The following is a 13,551-nucleotide window of genomic DNA, read 5'->3' on the forward strand; positions in this document are numbered from 1 at the left end:
ACCTCAAGACCATGACTAGCATTCTCCAAAGCTACATCGCCGGCCGCTGGATCGGCAGCGAGCCCGGACAGGACCTGCGCAGCGCCATCAATGGCCAGACGGTGGCCACCACGCACGCCGACGCCATCGACTTCGGCGAAGCGGTCGCGCATGCGCGTGGCAAGGGCCTGCCGGCCCTGCTGGCGCTGGATTTCCAGCAGCGCGCCGAGCGCCTGAAGGCGCTGGCCAAGTACCTGGCCCAGCACAAGGAAACGCTCTACGCCATCTCGGCCCACACCGGCGCCACCCGCACCGACAGCTGGATCGACATCGAGGGCGGCGCCGGCACGCTGGCCGCGTACGCCGCGATGGGCAGCGGCGAGCTGCCCTCCGGCAACCTGGTGCATGAAGGCCCGGCCATGCCGCTGGGCAAGAAGGGCAGCTTTGCCGGCACCCACATCCTGGTGCCGCGCCATGGCGTGGCGGTGCACATCAATGCCTTCAACTTCCCGGTGTGGGGCCTCCTGGAAAAGTTTGCGCCGAGCTTCCTGGCCGGCATGCCCTGCATCGGCAAGCCCGCCACCGCCACCAGCTATCTCACCGAGGCGCTGGTGCGCCTGATGAACGAATCGGGCCTCTTGCCCGAAGGCAGCCTGCAGCTGGTGATCGGCGGCACCGGCGACCTGTTGGATCGGCTGGGCGGCAGCGACGTCGTCACCTTCACCGGCTCGGCCGACACGGCAGCCAAGCTGCGCGTGCACCCGAACATCGTGCGCCAGTCGATCCCCTTCAACGCCGAGGCCGATTCGCTCAACTGCGCGATCCTGGCGCCCGACGTGTCGCCCGATGACGAGGAGTTCGACCTGTTCGTCAAGGAAGTGGCGCGCGAGATGACGGTGAAGGCCGGCCAGAAGTGCACCGCCATCCGCCGCGCCATCGTGCCGCGCCAGCATCTGGACGCGGTCGCCGAAAAGCTGCGCGCGCGCCTGGCGAAGACGGTGGTGGGCGACCCGGCGCGCGAAGACGTGCGCATGGGCGCGCTGGCCTCGCAGGCGCAGCGCGCCGACGTGGCAAGCCGCGTCGCCACCTTGATGCAGGCCGCAGAGCTGGTGTATGGCGAGCGCGATGGCTTCGCGCCGGTGGGCGAGGGCGTGGCCGAGGGGTCCTTCTTCGCGCCCACCCTGCTGCTGTCGCGCAAGCCCCTGGAACACGATGCGGTGCACGACGTCGAGGCCTTCGGCCCGGTCAGCACCCTGATGCCCTACGACGGCATCGACGAGGCCGTGGCGCTGGCGGCGCGCGGGCGCGGCAGCCTGGTCGGCACGCTGGTCACGCGCGACCCGAAGACCGCGGCCAGGGTGGTGCCGGCCGTGGCCGCGCTGCACGGACGCCTGCTGGTGCTGGACCGGGAAGCCGCGGCCGAATCCACCGGCCACGGCTCGCCGCTGCCGCAGCTCAAGCACGGCGGCCCGGGGCGCGCCGGCGGTGGCGAGGAGCTGGGCGGGCTGCGCGCCGTCAAGCACTACCTGCAGCGCACGGCGGTGCAGGGCTCGCCCTCGATGCTCGCGGCCATCACCGGCGAGTACATGCGCGGCGCCAAGCTCAACGAGGGTGAGCAGCATCCCTTCCGCAAGCACTTCGAGGACCTGCAGATCGGCGATTCGCTGCTGACGCACCGCCGCACCGTGAGCGAGGCCGACATCGTGGCCTTCGGCGGCATCTCGGGCGACTACTTCTACATGCACTTCGACGAGATCGCGGCCCGGGAATCGCCCTTTGGCAAGCGCATCGCGCACGGCTACTTCGTGCTGTCGGCGGCGGCCGGCCTGTTCGTCTCGCCGGCGCCGGGGCCGGTGCTGGCCAACTACGGCCTGGACACGCTGCGCTTCGTCAAGCCGGTGGGCATCGGCGACACCATCCGCGCGCGCCTGACCTGCAAGCGCAAGATCGACCGCAACCGCAAGGACGCCAACGGCATCGGCCAGGGCGTGGTGGCGTGGGACGTGGAAGTCACGAACCAGGATGGCGAGCTGGTCGCCAGCTACGACATCCTGACCCTGGTAGCCAAACGAGGAGCGCAAGCATGATCAAGGTCAGCGTCATTTATCCCAACGACGAAGGCAGCACCTTCGACATGGACTACTACATCGACAAGCACGTGCCGCTGTGCCAGCAGCTCCTGGGCGAAGCGCTGCTGAAGGTGGAGATCGACGAGGGGCTGTCCGGTGCCGCCCCCGACAGCCGGCCGCCATTCGTCGCCGCCGTTCACATGTACTTCGAATCGACCGCGGCCTTCTACGAGGCCTTCGGCCCGCACGGCTCGGCAATCCGAAAGGACGTGCCCAACTACACCAGCATCAAGCCGCTGACGCAGATCGCCAAGGTGCGCTGAAGGGCGTCGTTCAGGCCGTGAAGCCGCCGTCGGCCACGATGTCCGCACCCGTCACGAAGCTCGATTCGGGGCGCGCGAGGTAGGCCACCACGCTGGCGACCTCCTCGGGCCGGCCATAGCGGCCGATGGCAATGCCGGGCGTCGCGAGCTTCGAGATGGCGCCGTCGGCCGGGTTCATGTCGGTGTCGGTGGGGCCCGGGTGCACCGTGTTCACCGTGATGCCGCGCGGACCCAGGTCGCGCGCCAGGCTGCGGTTGAAGCCGGTCACGGCACCCTTGGTCAAGGTGTAGAGCGAGGCGCCGCCGAAGGTGCCATAGCGCGTCATCGAACTGCCGATGTGCACGATGCGTCCGCCCGTCTTCATGACGCGCGCCGCTTCCTGCGTGGCGACGAAGACGCCGGTGACGTTGACCGCGATCATGCGTTCGTAGTCCGCAAAGGGAATCTCCTCGATGGCGCCTGGCAGGAAGATGCCGGCGTTGTTGACCAGGATGTCCAGGCCATCGAAAGCCTTGGCGGCCTGTGCCACGGCGGCACGCACGGCCGCCGGGTCACCGGCATCGGCCCGGATCGCCAGCGCGCGGCCGCCGGCTGCCTCGATCTGCGCGACCACGGCCTTGGCCTTGTCCGGCGATGCGCTGTAGGTGATGGCCACCTGCGCGCCGTCGGCCGCCAGCCGCTCTGCGATGGCCGCGCCGATCGAGCGCGAGCCGCCGGTCACGAGCGCGGACTTGCCGGCCAGGGGAAGGTTCTTGTTGTTGCTGCTTTCCATGATGAATCGCTCCAGTTGAAATTGACGAAGGAGCGAATGGTGGGCTTTGAATTACCTTCACGGTAGCCGAGAATCGATGGAATCTTCTTCAAGCATTCGTTGAAAGCGATCCCGCCAAAAAAAATGGAAACCCTGGCCAATCTCGAATCCTTCGTGCGCAGCGCCCAGGCCTGCAGCTTTTCCGGCGCGGCCAGGCGGATGAGCCTGACGCCGGCTGCCGTGAGCCGCAACGTCGCCATGCTCGAGCGCAACATCGGCCAGCGGCTGTTCCAGCGCAGCACGCGCCGGCTCACCCTGACCGAGGCCGGCGAGCGCTTCCTGCTCGAGGTGGAGCAGCACCTGGACGGCGTGCAGGCCGCCATCGCCGGCATGACGCAGCAGCAAGGCGAGCCGGCCGGCGTGCTCAAGGTCAGCGTGGCCGTGAGCTTCGGTGTGGACTACGTGCTGCCGCTGTTGCCGGCCTTCCTGGAACGCTATCCCGCGGTGCGGCCCGACTGGCAGTTCGACAACCGCCAGGTCGACCTGATCGCCGAAGGCTACGACGCCGCCATCGGCGGCGGCTTCGAACTGGGCCCCGGCGTCGTGGCCAGGGCACTGGCGCCGGCGCACATCATCGCGGTGGCCTCGCCCGCCTTCCTGCGCGGACGCAAGCCCCCGGCGGACCCGTCCGGGCTGTCGGCCTTCGATTGCATCGGTCTGCGCTCCACGCGCACCGGCCGGATGCGCCAATGGCTCATGCGCAATGCAGCCGGTGCGCAAGTGGCCGCGCAGCCGCGCGAGCACGTCGTCGTGAATGATCCCGCCGCGGCCTGCCGCGCCGCGCAGCTCGGCCTGGGCGTGGCGCTGCTGCCGGTGGCCAGCGCCTTGCCCTTGCTGGACAGCGGTGCGCTCGTGCGCGTGCTGCCCAAGTGGCATGCCGACCTCGGTTCCATCTCGATCTACTACGCCAACCGCAAGCTGCTGCCGGCCAAGACACGCGCCTTCGTCGATTTCGCCGTGACGCACTTCGAGCGCCAGCGCCTGGCCGAGCGCTTGGCGGGCATTCCGGCTGGCGCCAAGGCGAGAGCGCGCTGAGCGGCGCCAGGCCGGCGCTGCAGGCCCTTCAAGCGCTTCAGGCCGGCCCGAAGCGCGCCGCCAGCTCGGCCGCGAGGCCGATGGTGGGTTTCGCGGCCGGCCGGCGGAAGGTGCCGGCCGTGGCCTTGCGCACGCGCAAGGTGGCCAGCGCCTCGGCCTGCTTGACCGCCGCCGCCATCTGATCGACCACCGGCACCGGAATGCGCTCCTTCACGCGTTCGGCCAAGCCGGCCAGCGGGGCACCGGCGAGGATCACCACGTCGGCCTCGTCCTCGCTGACCGCGGCGTTGGCCAGTTGCACCAGCAGCTCTTCCTTTTCGTCCTGCACGTCGGCGACCGAGGCGAAGCGGCCGTCGAGCATGCGAATGCCGGCGAGCCGGCTGGTGAGGCCGTGCGCTTCCACGCACTCCTGATACCACGGCCCCAGCGCCTGCGCGAAGGTGACGATGGCAAAGCGCTTGCCCAGCATGCAGGCGGTGAGCATCGCCGCCTCGGCCATGCCGACCACCGGCAGGTCGAACAGCTCGCGCGCGCCGAACAGGCCGGGATCGCCGAAGGCCGCGATGATGGCGGCGTCGAATTGCGTGTGGTGCTGCGCCAGCATTTCCAGCGCGATGGCCCCACCGATCTGCGCTTCGGCGCGGGTGGCGATGTAGGGAAAGCCGCGCGGCGCGGTCAGCGCCACCAGTTCGGTGCCGGCCGCTGCTGCCGGCCGCGCCGCGTGCATCAGCCGGTCGGTGATGCCCTGGCTGGTGTTGGGGTTCAGGACGAGGATGCGCATGAGAGCTCCAGAGGATGTGTGTGACGAGCTTAGGCGGGCCGCAGTGCAGCTTCGCAGGCGGCGGCGGCGTCGAGCAGCATTCGGTCGCGGCCGCGTGCCGCCACCAGTTGCAGCCCCACCGGCAGGCCGTCCCGGCCTTGTCCGCAGGGAATGGAGATGGCCGGCGCGCCGGCGTGGTTCACGAAGGGCGTGAACACTGCATGGGCGCGCGGCTCCACGGGGCGGCCTTCGATGGTGGCCGGCCCCAGGCGGTCGTTGTTCCAGGCCACGCAGGGCGTGGTGGGGCACAGCAGCAGGTCGTGGCGGGTCAGGAATTCGCCCAAAGTCAGCGCGATCTGCAGGCCGGCCTCGCGCGCCCGCGCCACGTCGGCGCCGCGCCATTGCAGGCCGCGCTCGATCTGCTGGCCGATGTCGGGGTCGAAAAGCGCAGGGTCGCGCTGCCAGTCCGCGCCGAACAGGTTGGCCAGGCCCACGTGCTGCAGTGGCATGAGCGCGTCTTCGTTGGCGCCAGCCGGCCAGGCGGGGTCGTCGCGAACGATGTCCAGGCCGGCGGCGCGCAGGCGCTCGATGGCGGCCTCGATGCAGGCGCTGACGTCCGGATCCACCGGAACGTCCAGTCCCAGGCGCGGGCTGTAGGCGATGCGCAGGTGCCGCGGCTCGCGCGCGTCCTCGGCCGGCAGGGTGATCGACTGCGGATCGCGCGGGTCGGCGCCCACCATGGCCTCGAACATGCGCCGCGCATCCACCACGTTGCGGGCGATCGGCGCGATGGCCTGCAGGCCGATGAAGGCATGGGCAAAGCCGAAGGGGTCGGCGATCGCGCCGAAGGAAGGCTTGAAGCCGACCACGCCCACATGCGCCGGCGGCCGCCGGCTGGAGCCGCCGCCATCGGTGCCCAGCGCCAGCGGCGCCAGGCCGGCGGCGACCGCCACCGCGCAGCCGCCCGACGAGCCGCCGGGGGTGAGCGACACATCCTGCGGATGTCGCGTCAGGCCGTAGACCTGGTTGGTGGTGAGGCCCTTGCAGGCGAACTCCGAACTGTTGCCCATGCCGATCAGTAAGGCACCGGCGCGGCGCAGCCGCTCGACCGCGAGCGCATCGCGCGGCGCGACGAAGTCGGCAAAGAGCCGCGAACCCTGGGTGACGCGTTGGCCGCGCACCCAGATCACGTCCTTCACCACCACCGGCACGCCCGCCAGCGGCAGCGGCGCCTTGCCGAGTTCGAGGCGCTGCTTCAGTTCGGCCAGTTGCTGCGCGAGGTCGGTCGGCGCATCGCCCACCACCGCGTTGAGCTGCGGATTGCGTTCGGCAATGCGTTGCTGGAAAGCGGCCAGCACCTGCGCCGGATCGAGCCGGCCGGCGTTGACGGCCGCCGCGATGGCGCCGGCGTTCAGTTCATTCATGGCGCGCCCTTGTCAGTTGGCGCAGCGCGTCCGGCAAGTTGGCCACGTAATGCCCGCCGGCGGCGGGGTCGACGACCTTGGGCCGCGCCATCTCGGGCTTGCCGCAGGGCAGGAAGCGGCCCTGGCCGGGCTGGCCGCAGACCTGGCCCGCGTCCCACACGCGCTGGCCGCGCACCAGGGTCGTCACCGGCCAGCCGGTGACGCGCATGCCCTCGTAGGGCGTGTAGTCCACCGCGTGGTGCAGCAGGCGGTTCTCGATGGTGACTTCCCGATGCGGGTCCCAGATGGCGATGTCGGCGTCGGCGCCGACGGCGATGGTGCCCTTGCGCGGGTGCAGGCCATAGAGCCGGGCCGGGTTGGTGGCGGTGAGTGCGACGAACTGGTTGAGCGTGATGCGGCCGGTGAGCACGCCTTCGGAGAAGAGCAGCGGCAGCCGCGTCTCCAGCCCGGGGATGCCGTTCGGGATGTACTGGAAGGGCACCTCCTGACCGCCGGGCTTCTTGCCCTGCGGATCATCGAAGCGGAAAGGCGCGTGGTCGGACGAGACGATGGTGAACAGCCCGTCCGCCAGGCCGTCCCACACCACCCGCTGGTTGGCCTTGTCGCGCGGCGGCGGGCTGCAGACGCACTTGGCGCCCTCGTAGCCGTCGTCCAGGTCATTCGCGGTCAGGAACAGGTATTGCGGACAGGTTTCCGCGTAGATGCGCAGGCCGTGCGCGTGAGCCCAGCGGATCTGGTCGATTGCCTCGCGGCCCGACACGTGGACGATCAGGATCGGCACATCCACCACTTCCGACAGCGCGATGGCCCGGTGCGTCGCTTCGCGCTCCACCGCCATCGGGCGCGAGGTGGCGTGGAACTTGGGCGCCGTGTGACCGGCTTCCTCCAGCGTCTCGGTGAGCCAGGCGATGCAGTCCGCATTCTCGGCATGGATCATCGCCAGCGCGCCATGCCGGCGCGCCACCGCCAGCAGCTGCAGGATCTGGCGGTCGTCCAGCCGCATGTCCTCATAGGTCATGTAGATCTTGAAGGAGGTGTAGCCGGCCTCGATCAGGGCCGGCAGCTCCTCGTGCAGCACGGTGCGCGTGGGGTCGGTCACGATCATGTGGAAGGCGTAGTCCACCAGGGCCTTGCCTTCGGCGCGCCGGTGGTAGTCCTCCACCGCGGCGCGCAGCGACTGGCCTTTTTCCTGGGCGGCGAAGGGAATCACCGTGGTCGTGCCGCCGCAGGCGGCCGAGCGCGTGCCGGTCAAAAAGTCGTCGGCCATGCGCAGGCCCTCGCCCATGGGCTGGTCCAGGTGGCAGTGGGCGTCGACGCCGCCGGGCAGCACCAGCAGGCCGGTGGCGTCGATCTCTTCGCGGCCGCGCGCCAGCCCCAGGCCGATGGCGACCACCCGGCCGTCACGGATGCCGATGTCGGCCTGCATGGTGTCGCAGGCGGTGGCCACGGTGCCGTGGCGGATCACGGTGTCGAAGTCGTTCACGGCTGTCTTTCGTTCAAAGGATCAAGGGCATGTCAGTGGCCAGCATCCTTCAAATCGATGTGCGCAGTCTCGCGCGCCGCAAAGGCGGCCACCGCGATCAGCGCGCAGACGATGGCCAGGTAGACAGCCACTGGCGTGATCGAGTCGAAGCGGGCGATGAGGCCGGTGGCGATCAGCGGGGCCAGCGCGCCGCCGAACACGCCGGCGAACTGGAAGCCGAGCGAGGCGCCGGTCACACGCACCCGGGTGGCAAACAGCTCGGGCAGGAAGGACGCCAGCGGCGAGAACATGAAGGACACCAGCACCATGCCCACGAAGGAGGCCAGCATGATGGCGCCGGCGTTGCCGCTTTGCACCAGGCTCACGAAGGCGAAGGCCCACAGCGCGCCGCCGATGCCGCCGATCATCAGCACCGGACGGCGGCCGATGCGGTCGGACAGCCAGCCGGCCACCGGAATGAAGATGATCTGAGCCAGCGCGCCCAGCAGCACGGCATTGATCGCGATGCTCTTGGGCAGGCCCAGCTTGGTCGGCACGTAGTACAGCAGGAACAGCGTGAACACGTAGAAGGCGATGTCGCCGCCCAGCCGGGCGAAGAAGGCGATGGCCAGCTGCGGCTTGTAGTGGCGCAGCACTTCCATGATGGGGGCGTGTTCTTCGTGGCCCTTGGCCTCCTTCTCGAAGACCTTGGATTCCTGCACCCGCAGCCGGATGTACAGGCCCACGCCCACCAGCAGCGCGCTCATCAGGAAGGGCACGCGCCAGCCCCACGAGAGGAAGGCCTCCTCGGACACCTGCCAAGTGACCAGGGCAAAGGCGCCGTTGGCCAGCAGCAGGCCCACCGGTGCCGCCACCTGCACCACCGCGCCGAGCAGGCCGCGGCGCTTTCCTTCGGGGTCGAGCTCGTTGACCATGATCGCCGCGCCGCCCCATTCGCCGCCCAGCGCCAAGCCTTGGATGATGCGCAGCACCACCAGCAGCACCGGGGCCAGCATCCCGACCTGCCCGAAGGTGGGCAGGCAGCCGATCAGGAAGGTGGCCAGGCCCATCATCAGCAAGGTGATGAACAGGATCGACTTGCGGCCCAGCTTGTCGCCGAAGTGGCCGAAGATCGCCGCCCCCAGCGGCCGCGCCGCGAAGGCCACGCCGTAGCTGGCGAAGGACAGCAGGGTGGCCACCAGTGGCTCGCTCTGCGGAAAGAACAGCTTGGGAAAGACCAGCGCCGCCGCTGATCCATAGATGAAGTGGTCGTAGAACTCGAGCGTGGTGCCGGCCAGGCTGGCCGCCGCCACGCGGCGGGTCGAGGATGGGCCGGCCTGCAGCTCGGCACTGGCACTCAGGGGCATGGACGCTTGCATGGTTGTCTCCGTCGGTGTTGTCGTGGGCCGCTGCATGCGGCTTGGACGAAAGATAGGCCATAACCGATGTGCAATCAAGATGATTTTTGTATTTCACATATTTTGATTTTGTATGGCGCAAATTAAAGGGAAAACCCTTGAATTCAATTCAACTGGCGGCTTGTCCCAGAGCGCTTTGGACCCATAAAACAGGAATTGGCCGCCAAGCCGCCATACAATCTATTGAATTGCAGCGTGCAAGATGAGGCGAACATGAACAAGACAACACCCAGCAAGGACGAAAACGAAGGCGCGGCATCGGTCGAAGAGATCAGCGAGCGCGTCCTGGGCGCCGTCTGGGAACACCGCTTGCCGCCCGGCACCAAGCTGGTGGAAGAAAAGCTGGCGGCGGTCTTCGGCGTCAGCCGCACCAAGATCCGGTTGGCCCTGGCCCGGCTCTCGCACGACGGCATCCTCACGGTGGAGCCCAACCGCGGCACCTTCGTGTCCAGTCCCACGGTGGCGCAGGCGCGGCAAGTGTTCGACGCGCGCCGGGTGGTCGAGGTGGCGCTCTTGAACCGGCTGTGCGGCCAGCTCACACGCGAGCAGATCGCGCGCCTGCGCAAGAACATCGCCCTGGAGGCCGACGCGCGGGCGCGCAGCGACCGGCGCGCCACCATCCGGCTGTCGGGCCAGTTCCACGTGCTGCTGGCGGAGGTGGGGCAGAACCCCTACCTGGAGAAGTACATGCGCGAGCTGTGCGCGCTGACCTGCCTGGTTATCGCGCTCTACGACGCGCCGGGCACGCCGGCCTGCCCGCACGAGGAGCATGTGGGCATCGTCGATGCCCTGGAACGGGGCGATGCCAAGGCAGCCGGCGCGCTCATGGTCGAACACCTCGACCATGTGGAGCGCACGCTGCGCCTGGAGATGCCCGGGGAAGCCGAAATCGACTTCGAGGCGGTGTTCAGCTGAGGTGAAAGCCCACCCCCGTATCGGCGCACTGCGTGTCGCCGAGTACCCCCTCAAGGGGACAGCCCCTGCGGCTCGGCAAAGCCGGTTCCGCGGCGCTACTGGCTTCGGTTGTGCCGGCTTCATGCGTCGTGGGTCGCGCGACGCGCGATGGAGCAACTGACTGAGACCCTCCGACGCAAACGGTCTGCCCGCGGCGGCGCGTATGCGCCAAGGGCTGTGGGGACAATGCAAGTCCCCGAGCTGCCATGGAGATGCCATGCTGCAAGACGCTCTCATGTATTCCTACATTCCCGCGCAGGACGTGGATCGTGCGCGGCGCTTCTACGAAGACAAGCTGGGCTTCAAGCCCTCGCGCGAAATCGGCGGCGGCGTCACCTACGTGTGCGCCGGCGGCACCGCCTGCTTTCTGTACCCGACCCCCAATGCCGGAACCTCGCTGGCGAGCCAGGCCTTCTGGGAGGTGGCCGACATCGAGCGCGAGGTGGCCGAGTTGAAAGGGCGCGGCGTGGTGTTCGAGCACTACGACATGCCCGGCAACGACGGCGGCGACATCTACACCGAGGGCGGTGCCAAGGCGGCCTGGTTCAAGGACAGCGAAGGCAACATCATGGCCCTCGTGCAGACACTGTAGGGTGCGTCAGCCGCGCTGGCGCAGCACCAGCGTCTGCACCGCCACGCCGATGCTGCCGCGCTCGTCAAACAGCTGCGACAAGGTGGTGCCGGCGCCGCTGGCGTCCGCCTGCGTCTGGGACTGCAGCCCGATCCATTCGCCCTGCGGCTGGCGATGCAGGTGCAGGCTGAGGTCGGCATTGGCGAACACGTAGCGCTCGGCGGGCAGCACCCAGCTCAGGCCATTGCCGAAATCCGCGGCGGCCACCGCGCGCATGGCCGGCGAGGTGGCCGTGCCGTCGATGAAGGGCACGGCCAGGCGGAACCAGGCGGCGCCGCCGCCCGGCCTGGATGGGTCGCCCTGCGCGTTGCGCGTTTCCACCGCGCTGCCGTAGAAAGACACGCCATCGGGCAGGCCGGGGATTCGCAGGCGCTCGCTGCAGTCGCCCGGCAAGGGCAGCAGGCGCGCCGGCGTCCAGCCCGGCACGTCGGTCGGCAGCGTCATGGCCTGCTGGCGCAGCATCAGCGCATGCGCGCGCGCCACCAGCGTATCGCCATCGAACAGATCGATGGAAAGACGCGCGGTGGTGCGCGAGGTCTGCACGCTGCATTGCGTACGCAGCGGCATCACCGGCACCGGCCGCACCAGTTCGACCGTGACACGCCCCAGCTGCCAGCCGGGCTCGGCCATCGCCTGTTCGGCCACGTGCACGATGAGCGCGCAGGGCGCGCCGCCGTGCTGTGCACGCGGATCCCAGGGGCCGCGTGACAGTGCGCTGGGATGCCAGAGCTCGCCCTGGCGCGAGTACACCGCCGCCGGATGTGATGCTTGGTTGGTCATGGACTTTTCCTGTGGAAGGGGACGACGGCCACGGGGTCACAATGGGCGCCATGCATGCCGAAGCAGCAAATTCTAGGAACAAGCCCGGCCGCGGGCGTTCATGTTCGGACCGATGAAGGCAAAGGCCGGCCGCGCCAACGCGCCCGCGCCGCGCAGGCGGCCGCAACAGTCGCGCGCGCAGCACACCTCGCGTGCGCTGCAGGAGGCTTTTGTTCAGCTTCTGGCCGAGCGCGACTACGCGCGCATCTCCATCCGCGAGATCGTGTCCGTGGCGGGCACCGGCCTCGGCAGCTTCTACCAGTACTTCGCCAGCAAGGACGATCTGGCCCGCGTCTGCCTGCACCTGCGCAGCAAGGCGCTGCTGGCGGCCATGCACGAGGCCGGCCAGCAGCATGCAGGGCGGCCGCTGGCCGAGATCGCGGCGGCCATCGTCGACGCACTGGCCGACGCGCACCGCGGGCATCCGCCGCAATGGGGTGCGCACTACCTGCTGGAGCGGCACCTGTCCAGTGCCGACGCCTACCGCAAGATGTACGAGCGCTTCGTCGACGGCTGGGCAGAGGCCTTCGCCGCGGCCAGCGACCCGCTGCCGCCGGAGCGCCTGCGCGAGGCGGCGCGCGTGAGCCACACGGTGCTCTACGGCCTGTGCGCCCACCATTTCATCGGCACCGGCGGCCAGCCGGATCTGACGCAGCTCGTCGCCCAGTCGCGCAATGCCGTGCAGGCTTGCATCGAGCGCATCCGGCGCGCCACCTAGAATGCCCGCTCTGTTTGTGTGCGTGCAAGGATTTTCTTTTGAACAACAAGGGCTTGTGCGCTGCGCTGGTGGTGGGTGCCGCGTCGCTGGCCGCGCAGGCGGGCGGGAATGGCGAAGCAGGCGAGGGCGGGTGGTTCACCATCACCGGCGATGCGCGCCAGCCTCAGGCTGACACGCTGCAGGTCGATCCGGTGGCGCTCAAGACCGAGGGCGACTTCAAGACCATGAAGGTGCGCGTCAGCCGCGCCCAGCAGCGGCGCAACTGGGACGAGGTGCCGTACCGTTCCTACGAGGCCCGCGTGCTCTTCAACTGCCGCACCCTGCGCGCCTTCTACCTGGAGGCCAGCTTCTACCAGGAGCCGATGTGGCAGGGCCATCCGCACGACGTGGCCGACTACATGCACGACCCCAAGCCGGTGCTCTTCAAGGGCATGGAACCGAACCCGACCGAGCGCGTCATTCGCGCCGCCTGCCGTCCCGCCGCCTAACTTTCCGAAAGCTTGATCGAGAAGATGAATCGTCGACACCTGCTCATGCTGGCCGGCTTGCAGTCGGCCCTTGCTCTTGCGGCCTGCGGCAAGCGCAAGCCTTCCGTTGCTGCGCTGAAATCCGATGCGCGTGTGCTGGCGCTGGGCGACAGCCTCACGGTGGGCTATGGCGCCACGCCCGAGCAGGCCTGGCCGGCCTTGCTGGCGCAGCAAACTGGCTGGCACATCGCCAACGAAGGCGTCAATGGCGACACCTCCGCCGGTGCTCTGCTGCGCCTGGAGTCGTTGTTGGCGGCGAGCAGCTACGACGCGGTGCTGGTCGGCATCGGCGGCAACGACATGCTGCGCGGCGTATCGCAGCAGGCCACCCGGGACAACGTGGCGGCCATTGTGCGCAAGGCACTGGCGCACACGCCTTACGTCGCGCTGATCGCCACGCCCGCGCCCGAGCCGCTGCGCGCGACGGTCGGCTCGCTTGGCGATGCCGCCTTCTACGAAGAGGTGGCGAAGGCCGAGAAGGCGCTCCTGATTTCGGACGTGTACTCCACCGTCTTGTCGGATGCGGCGCTGCGATCGGACCGCATCCACGCCAACGCGCAGGGCTATGCGGTGGTGGCCCAGGAACTGGCCGACAAGCTCAAGGCCGCCGGCTGGCGCTGA

General features: G+C 69.0%; 14 protein-coding genes. 8 read left to right on the forward strand and 6 right to left on the reverse strand.

The window, feature by feature from the left end:
* The first annotated feature begins 11 nt into the window (after positions 1-11).
* Positions 12-2,066, forward strand: a complete 2,055-nt coding sequence (gene paaZ, locus ACIPRI_RS11600) for a phenylacetic acid degradation bifunctional protein PaaZ (protein ID WP_446621579.1) — start codon at positions 12-14, stop codon at positions 2,064-2,066.
* Positions 2,063-2,371, forward strand: coding sequence for an EthD family reductase (locus ACIPRI_RS11605; protein ID WP_446621580.1), 309 nt, complete (start codon positions 2,063-2,065; stop codon positions 2,369-2,371). Before paaZ ends, ACIPRI_RS11605 begins: the two co-directional genes overlap by 4 nt.
* Before the next feature lie 10 nt (positions 2,372-2,381).
* Here ACIPRI_RS11605 and ACIPRI_RS11610 read toward each other — a convergent pair whose 3' ends face one another.
* Positions 2,382-3,143 carry a 3-oxoacyl-ACP reductase family protein gene (locus ACIPRI_RS11610; protein WP_446621581.1) on the reverse strand — a complete coding sequence of 254 codons (762 nt, stop codon included), beginning with the start codon at positions 3,141-3,143 and terminating at the stop codon, positions 2,382-2,384.
* 123 nt (positions 3,144-3,266) lie between these two features.
* Between ACIPRI_RS11610 and ACIPRI_RS11615 the strand changes: the two genes are divergently transcribed.
* Positions 3,267-4,217: a LysR substrate-binding domain-containing protein gene (locus ACIPRI_RS11615; RefSeq protein WP_446621582.1), complete on the forward strand. Its 951-nt coding sequence runs from the start codon at positions 3,267-3,269 to the stop codon at positions 4,215-4,217.
* Positions 4,218-4,254: 37 nt separating this feature from the next.
* Here ACIPRI_RS11615 and ACIPRI_RS11620 read toward each other — a convergent pair whose 3' ends face one another.
* From ACIPRI_RS11620 to ACIPRI_RS11635, 4 genes are read right to left on the reverse strand one after another with little or no spacing between them, the layout of a single operon-like run.
* Complete coding sequence (locus ACIPRI_RS11620) at positions 4,255-4,998, reverse strand: aspartate/glutamate racemase family protein (protein WP_446621583.1); 744 nt, start codon at positions 4,996-4,998, stop codon at positions 4,255-4,257.
* Positions 4,999-5,027: 29 nt separating this feature from the next.
* A complete protein-coding gene (locus ACIPRI_RS11625) occupies positions 5,028-6,401 on the reverse strand; it encodes an amidase (protein ID WP_446621584.1) in 1,374 nt (457 codons plus the stop codon).
* Positions 6,394-7,884: a dihydropyrimidinase gene (hydA, locus tag ACIPRI_RS11630; protein ID WP_446621585.1), complete on the reverse strand. Its 1,491-nt coding sequence runs from the start codon at positions 7,882-7,884 to the stop codon at positions 6,394-6,396. The genes ACIPRI_RS11625 and hydA overlap by 8 nt, the downstream gene beginning before the upstream one ends.
* A 32-nt stretch (positions 7,885-7,916) precedes the next feature.
* On the reverse strand, positions 7,917-9,242 hold the full coding sequence (locus tag ACIPRI_RS11635) for an MFS transporter (RefSeq protein ID WP_446621586.1): 1,326 nt from the start codon (positions 9,240-9,242) through the stop codon (positions 7,917-7,919).
* 252 nt (positions 9,243-9,494) lie between these two features.
* Between ACIPRI_RS11635 and ACIPRI_RS11640 the strand changes: the two genes are divergently transcribed.
* Positions 9,495-10,196, forward strand: coding sequence for a GntR family transcriptional regulator (locus ACIPRI_RS11640; protein ID WP_446621587.1), 702 nt, complete (start codon positions 9,495-9,497; stop codon positions 10,194-10,196).
* A 256-nt stretch (positions 10,197-10,452) separates the two neighbouring features.
* Positions 10,453-10,827 carry a VOC family protein gene (locus ACIPRI_RS11645; RefSeq protein WP_446621588.1) on the forward strand — a complete coding sequence of 125 codons (375 nt, stop codon included), beginning with the start codon at positions 10,453-10,455 and terminating at the stop codon, positions 10,825-10,827.
* Positions 10,828-10,833: 6 nt separating this feature from the next.
* Here the strand turns inward: ACIPRI_RS11645 and ACIPRI_RS11650 are convergent, their stop codons facing one another.
* Complete coding sequence (locus tag ACIPRI_RS11650) at positions 10,834-11,646, reverse strand: thioesterase family protein (RefSeq protein WP_446621589.1); 813 nt, start codon at positions 11,644-11,646, stop codon at positions 10,834-10,836.
* A gap of 112 nt (positions 11,647-11,758) precedes the next feature.
* On the opposite strand from ACIPRI_RS11650, the gene ACIPRI_RS11655 reads away from it, so the two are divergent.
* Genes ACIPRI_RS11655 through ACIPRI_RS11665 form a run of 3 tightly spaced genes read left to right on the forward strand, consistent with a single transcriptional unit; the run spans position 11,759 to position 13,551 of the window.
* Positions 11,759-12,403: a TetR/AcrR family transcriptional regulator gene (locus ACIPRI_RS11655; protein ID WP_446621590.1), complete on the forward strand. Its 645-nt coding sequence runs from the start codon at positions 11,759-11,761 to the stop codon at positions 12,401-12,403.
* Positions 12,404-12,441: 38 nt separating this feature from the next.
* A complete protein-coding gene (locus tag ACIPRI_RS11660) occupies positions 12,442-12,891 on the forward strand; it encodes a surface-adhesin E family protein (RefSeq protein WP_446621591.1) in 450 nt (149 codons plus the stop codon).
* 24 nt (positions 12,892-12,915) lie between these two features.
* Complete coding sequence (locus ACIPRI_RS11665; protein WP_446621592.1) at positions 12,916-13,551, forward strand: GDSL-type esterase/lipase family protein; 636 nt, start codon at positions 12,916-12,918, stop codon at positions 13,549-13,551.

This window comes from Variovorax sp. LARHSF232, assembly GCF_052871435.1.

What these genes read in the sequence shown, in the direction of transcription:
- paaZ (WP_446621579.1), top strand. Translation starts at nt 12, where the DNA reads ATGACTAGCATTCTCCAAAGCTACATCGCCGGCCGCTGGATCGGCAGC.
- ACIPRI_RS11605 (WP_446621580.1), top strand. Translation starts at nt 2,063, where the DNA reads ATGATCAAGGTCAGCGTCATTTATCCCAACGACGAAGGCAGCACCTTC.
- ACIPRI_RS11610 (WP_446621581.1), bottom strand. Translation starts at nt 3,143, where the DNA reads ATGGAAAGCAGCAACAACAAGAACCTTCCCCTGGCCGGCAAGTCCGCG.
- ACIPRI_RS11615 (WP_446621582.1), top strand. Translation starts at nt 3,267, where the DNA reads ATGGAAACCCTGGCCAATCTCGAATCCTTCGTGCGCAGCGCCCAGGCC.
- ACIPRI_RS11620 (WP_446621583.1), bottom strand. Translation starts at nt 4,998, where the DNA reads ATGCGCATCCTCGTCCTGAACCCCAACACCAGCCAGGGCATCACCGAC.
- ACIPRI_RS11625 (WP_446621584.1), bottom strand. Translation starts at nt 6,401, where the DNA reads ATGAATGAACTGAACGCCGGCGCCATCGCGGCGGCCGTCAACGCCGGC.
- ACIPRI_RS11635 (WP_446621586.1), bottom strand. Translation starts at nt 9,242, where the DNA reads ATGCAAGCGTCCATGCCCCTGAGTGCCAGTGCCGAGCTGCAGGCCGGC.
- ACIPRI_RS11640 (WP_446621587.1), top strand. Translation starts at nt 9,495, where the DNA reads ATGAACAAGACAACACCCAGCAAGGACGAAAACGAAGGCGCGGCATCG.
- ACIPRI_RS11645 (WP_446621588.1), top strand. Translation starts at nt 10,453, where the DNA reads ATGCTGCAAGACGCTCTCATGTATTCCTACATTCCCGCGCAGGACGTG.
- ACIPRI_RS11650 (WP_446621589.1), bottom strand. Translation starts at nt 11,646, where the DNA reads ATGACCAACCAAGCATCACATCCGGCGGCGGTGTACTCGCGCCAGGGC.
- ACIPRI_RS11655 (WP_446621590.1), top strand. Translation starts at nt 11,759, where the DNA reads ATGAAGGCAAAGGCCGGCCGCGCCAACGCGCCCGCGCCGCGCAGGCGG.
- ACIPRI_RS11665 (WP_446621592.1), top strand. Translation starts at nt 12,916, where the DNA reads ATGAATCGTCGACACCTGCTCATGCTGGCCGGCTTGCAGTCGGCCCTT.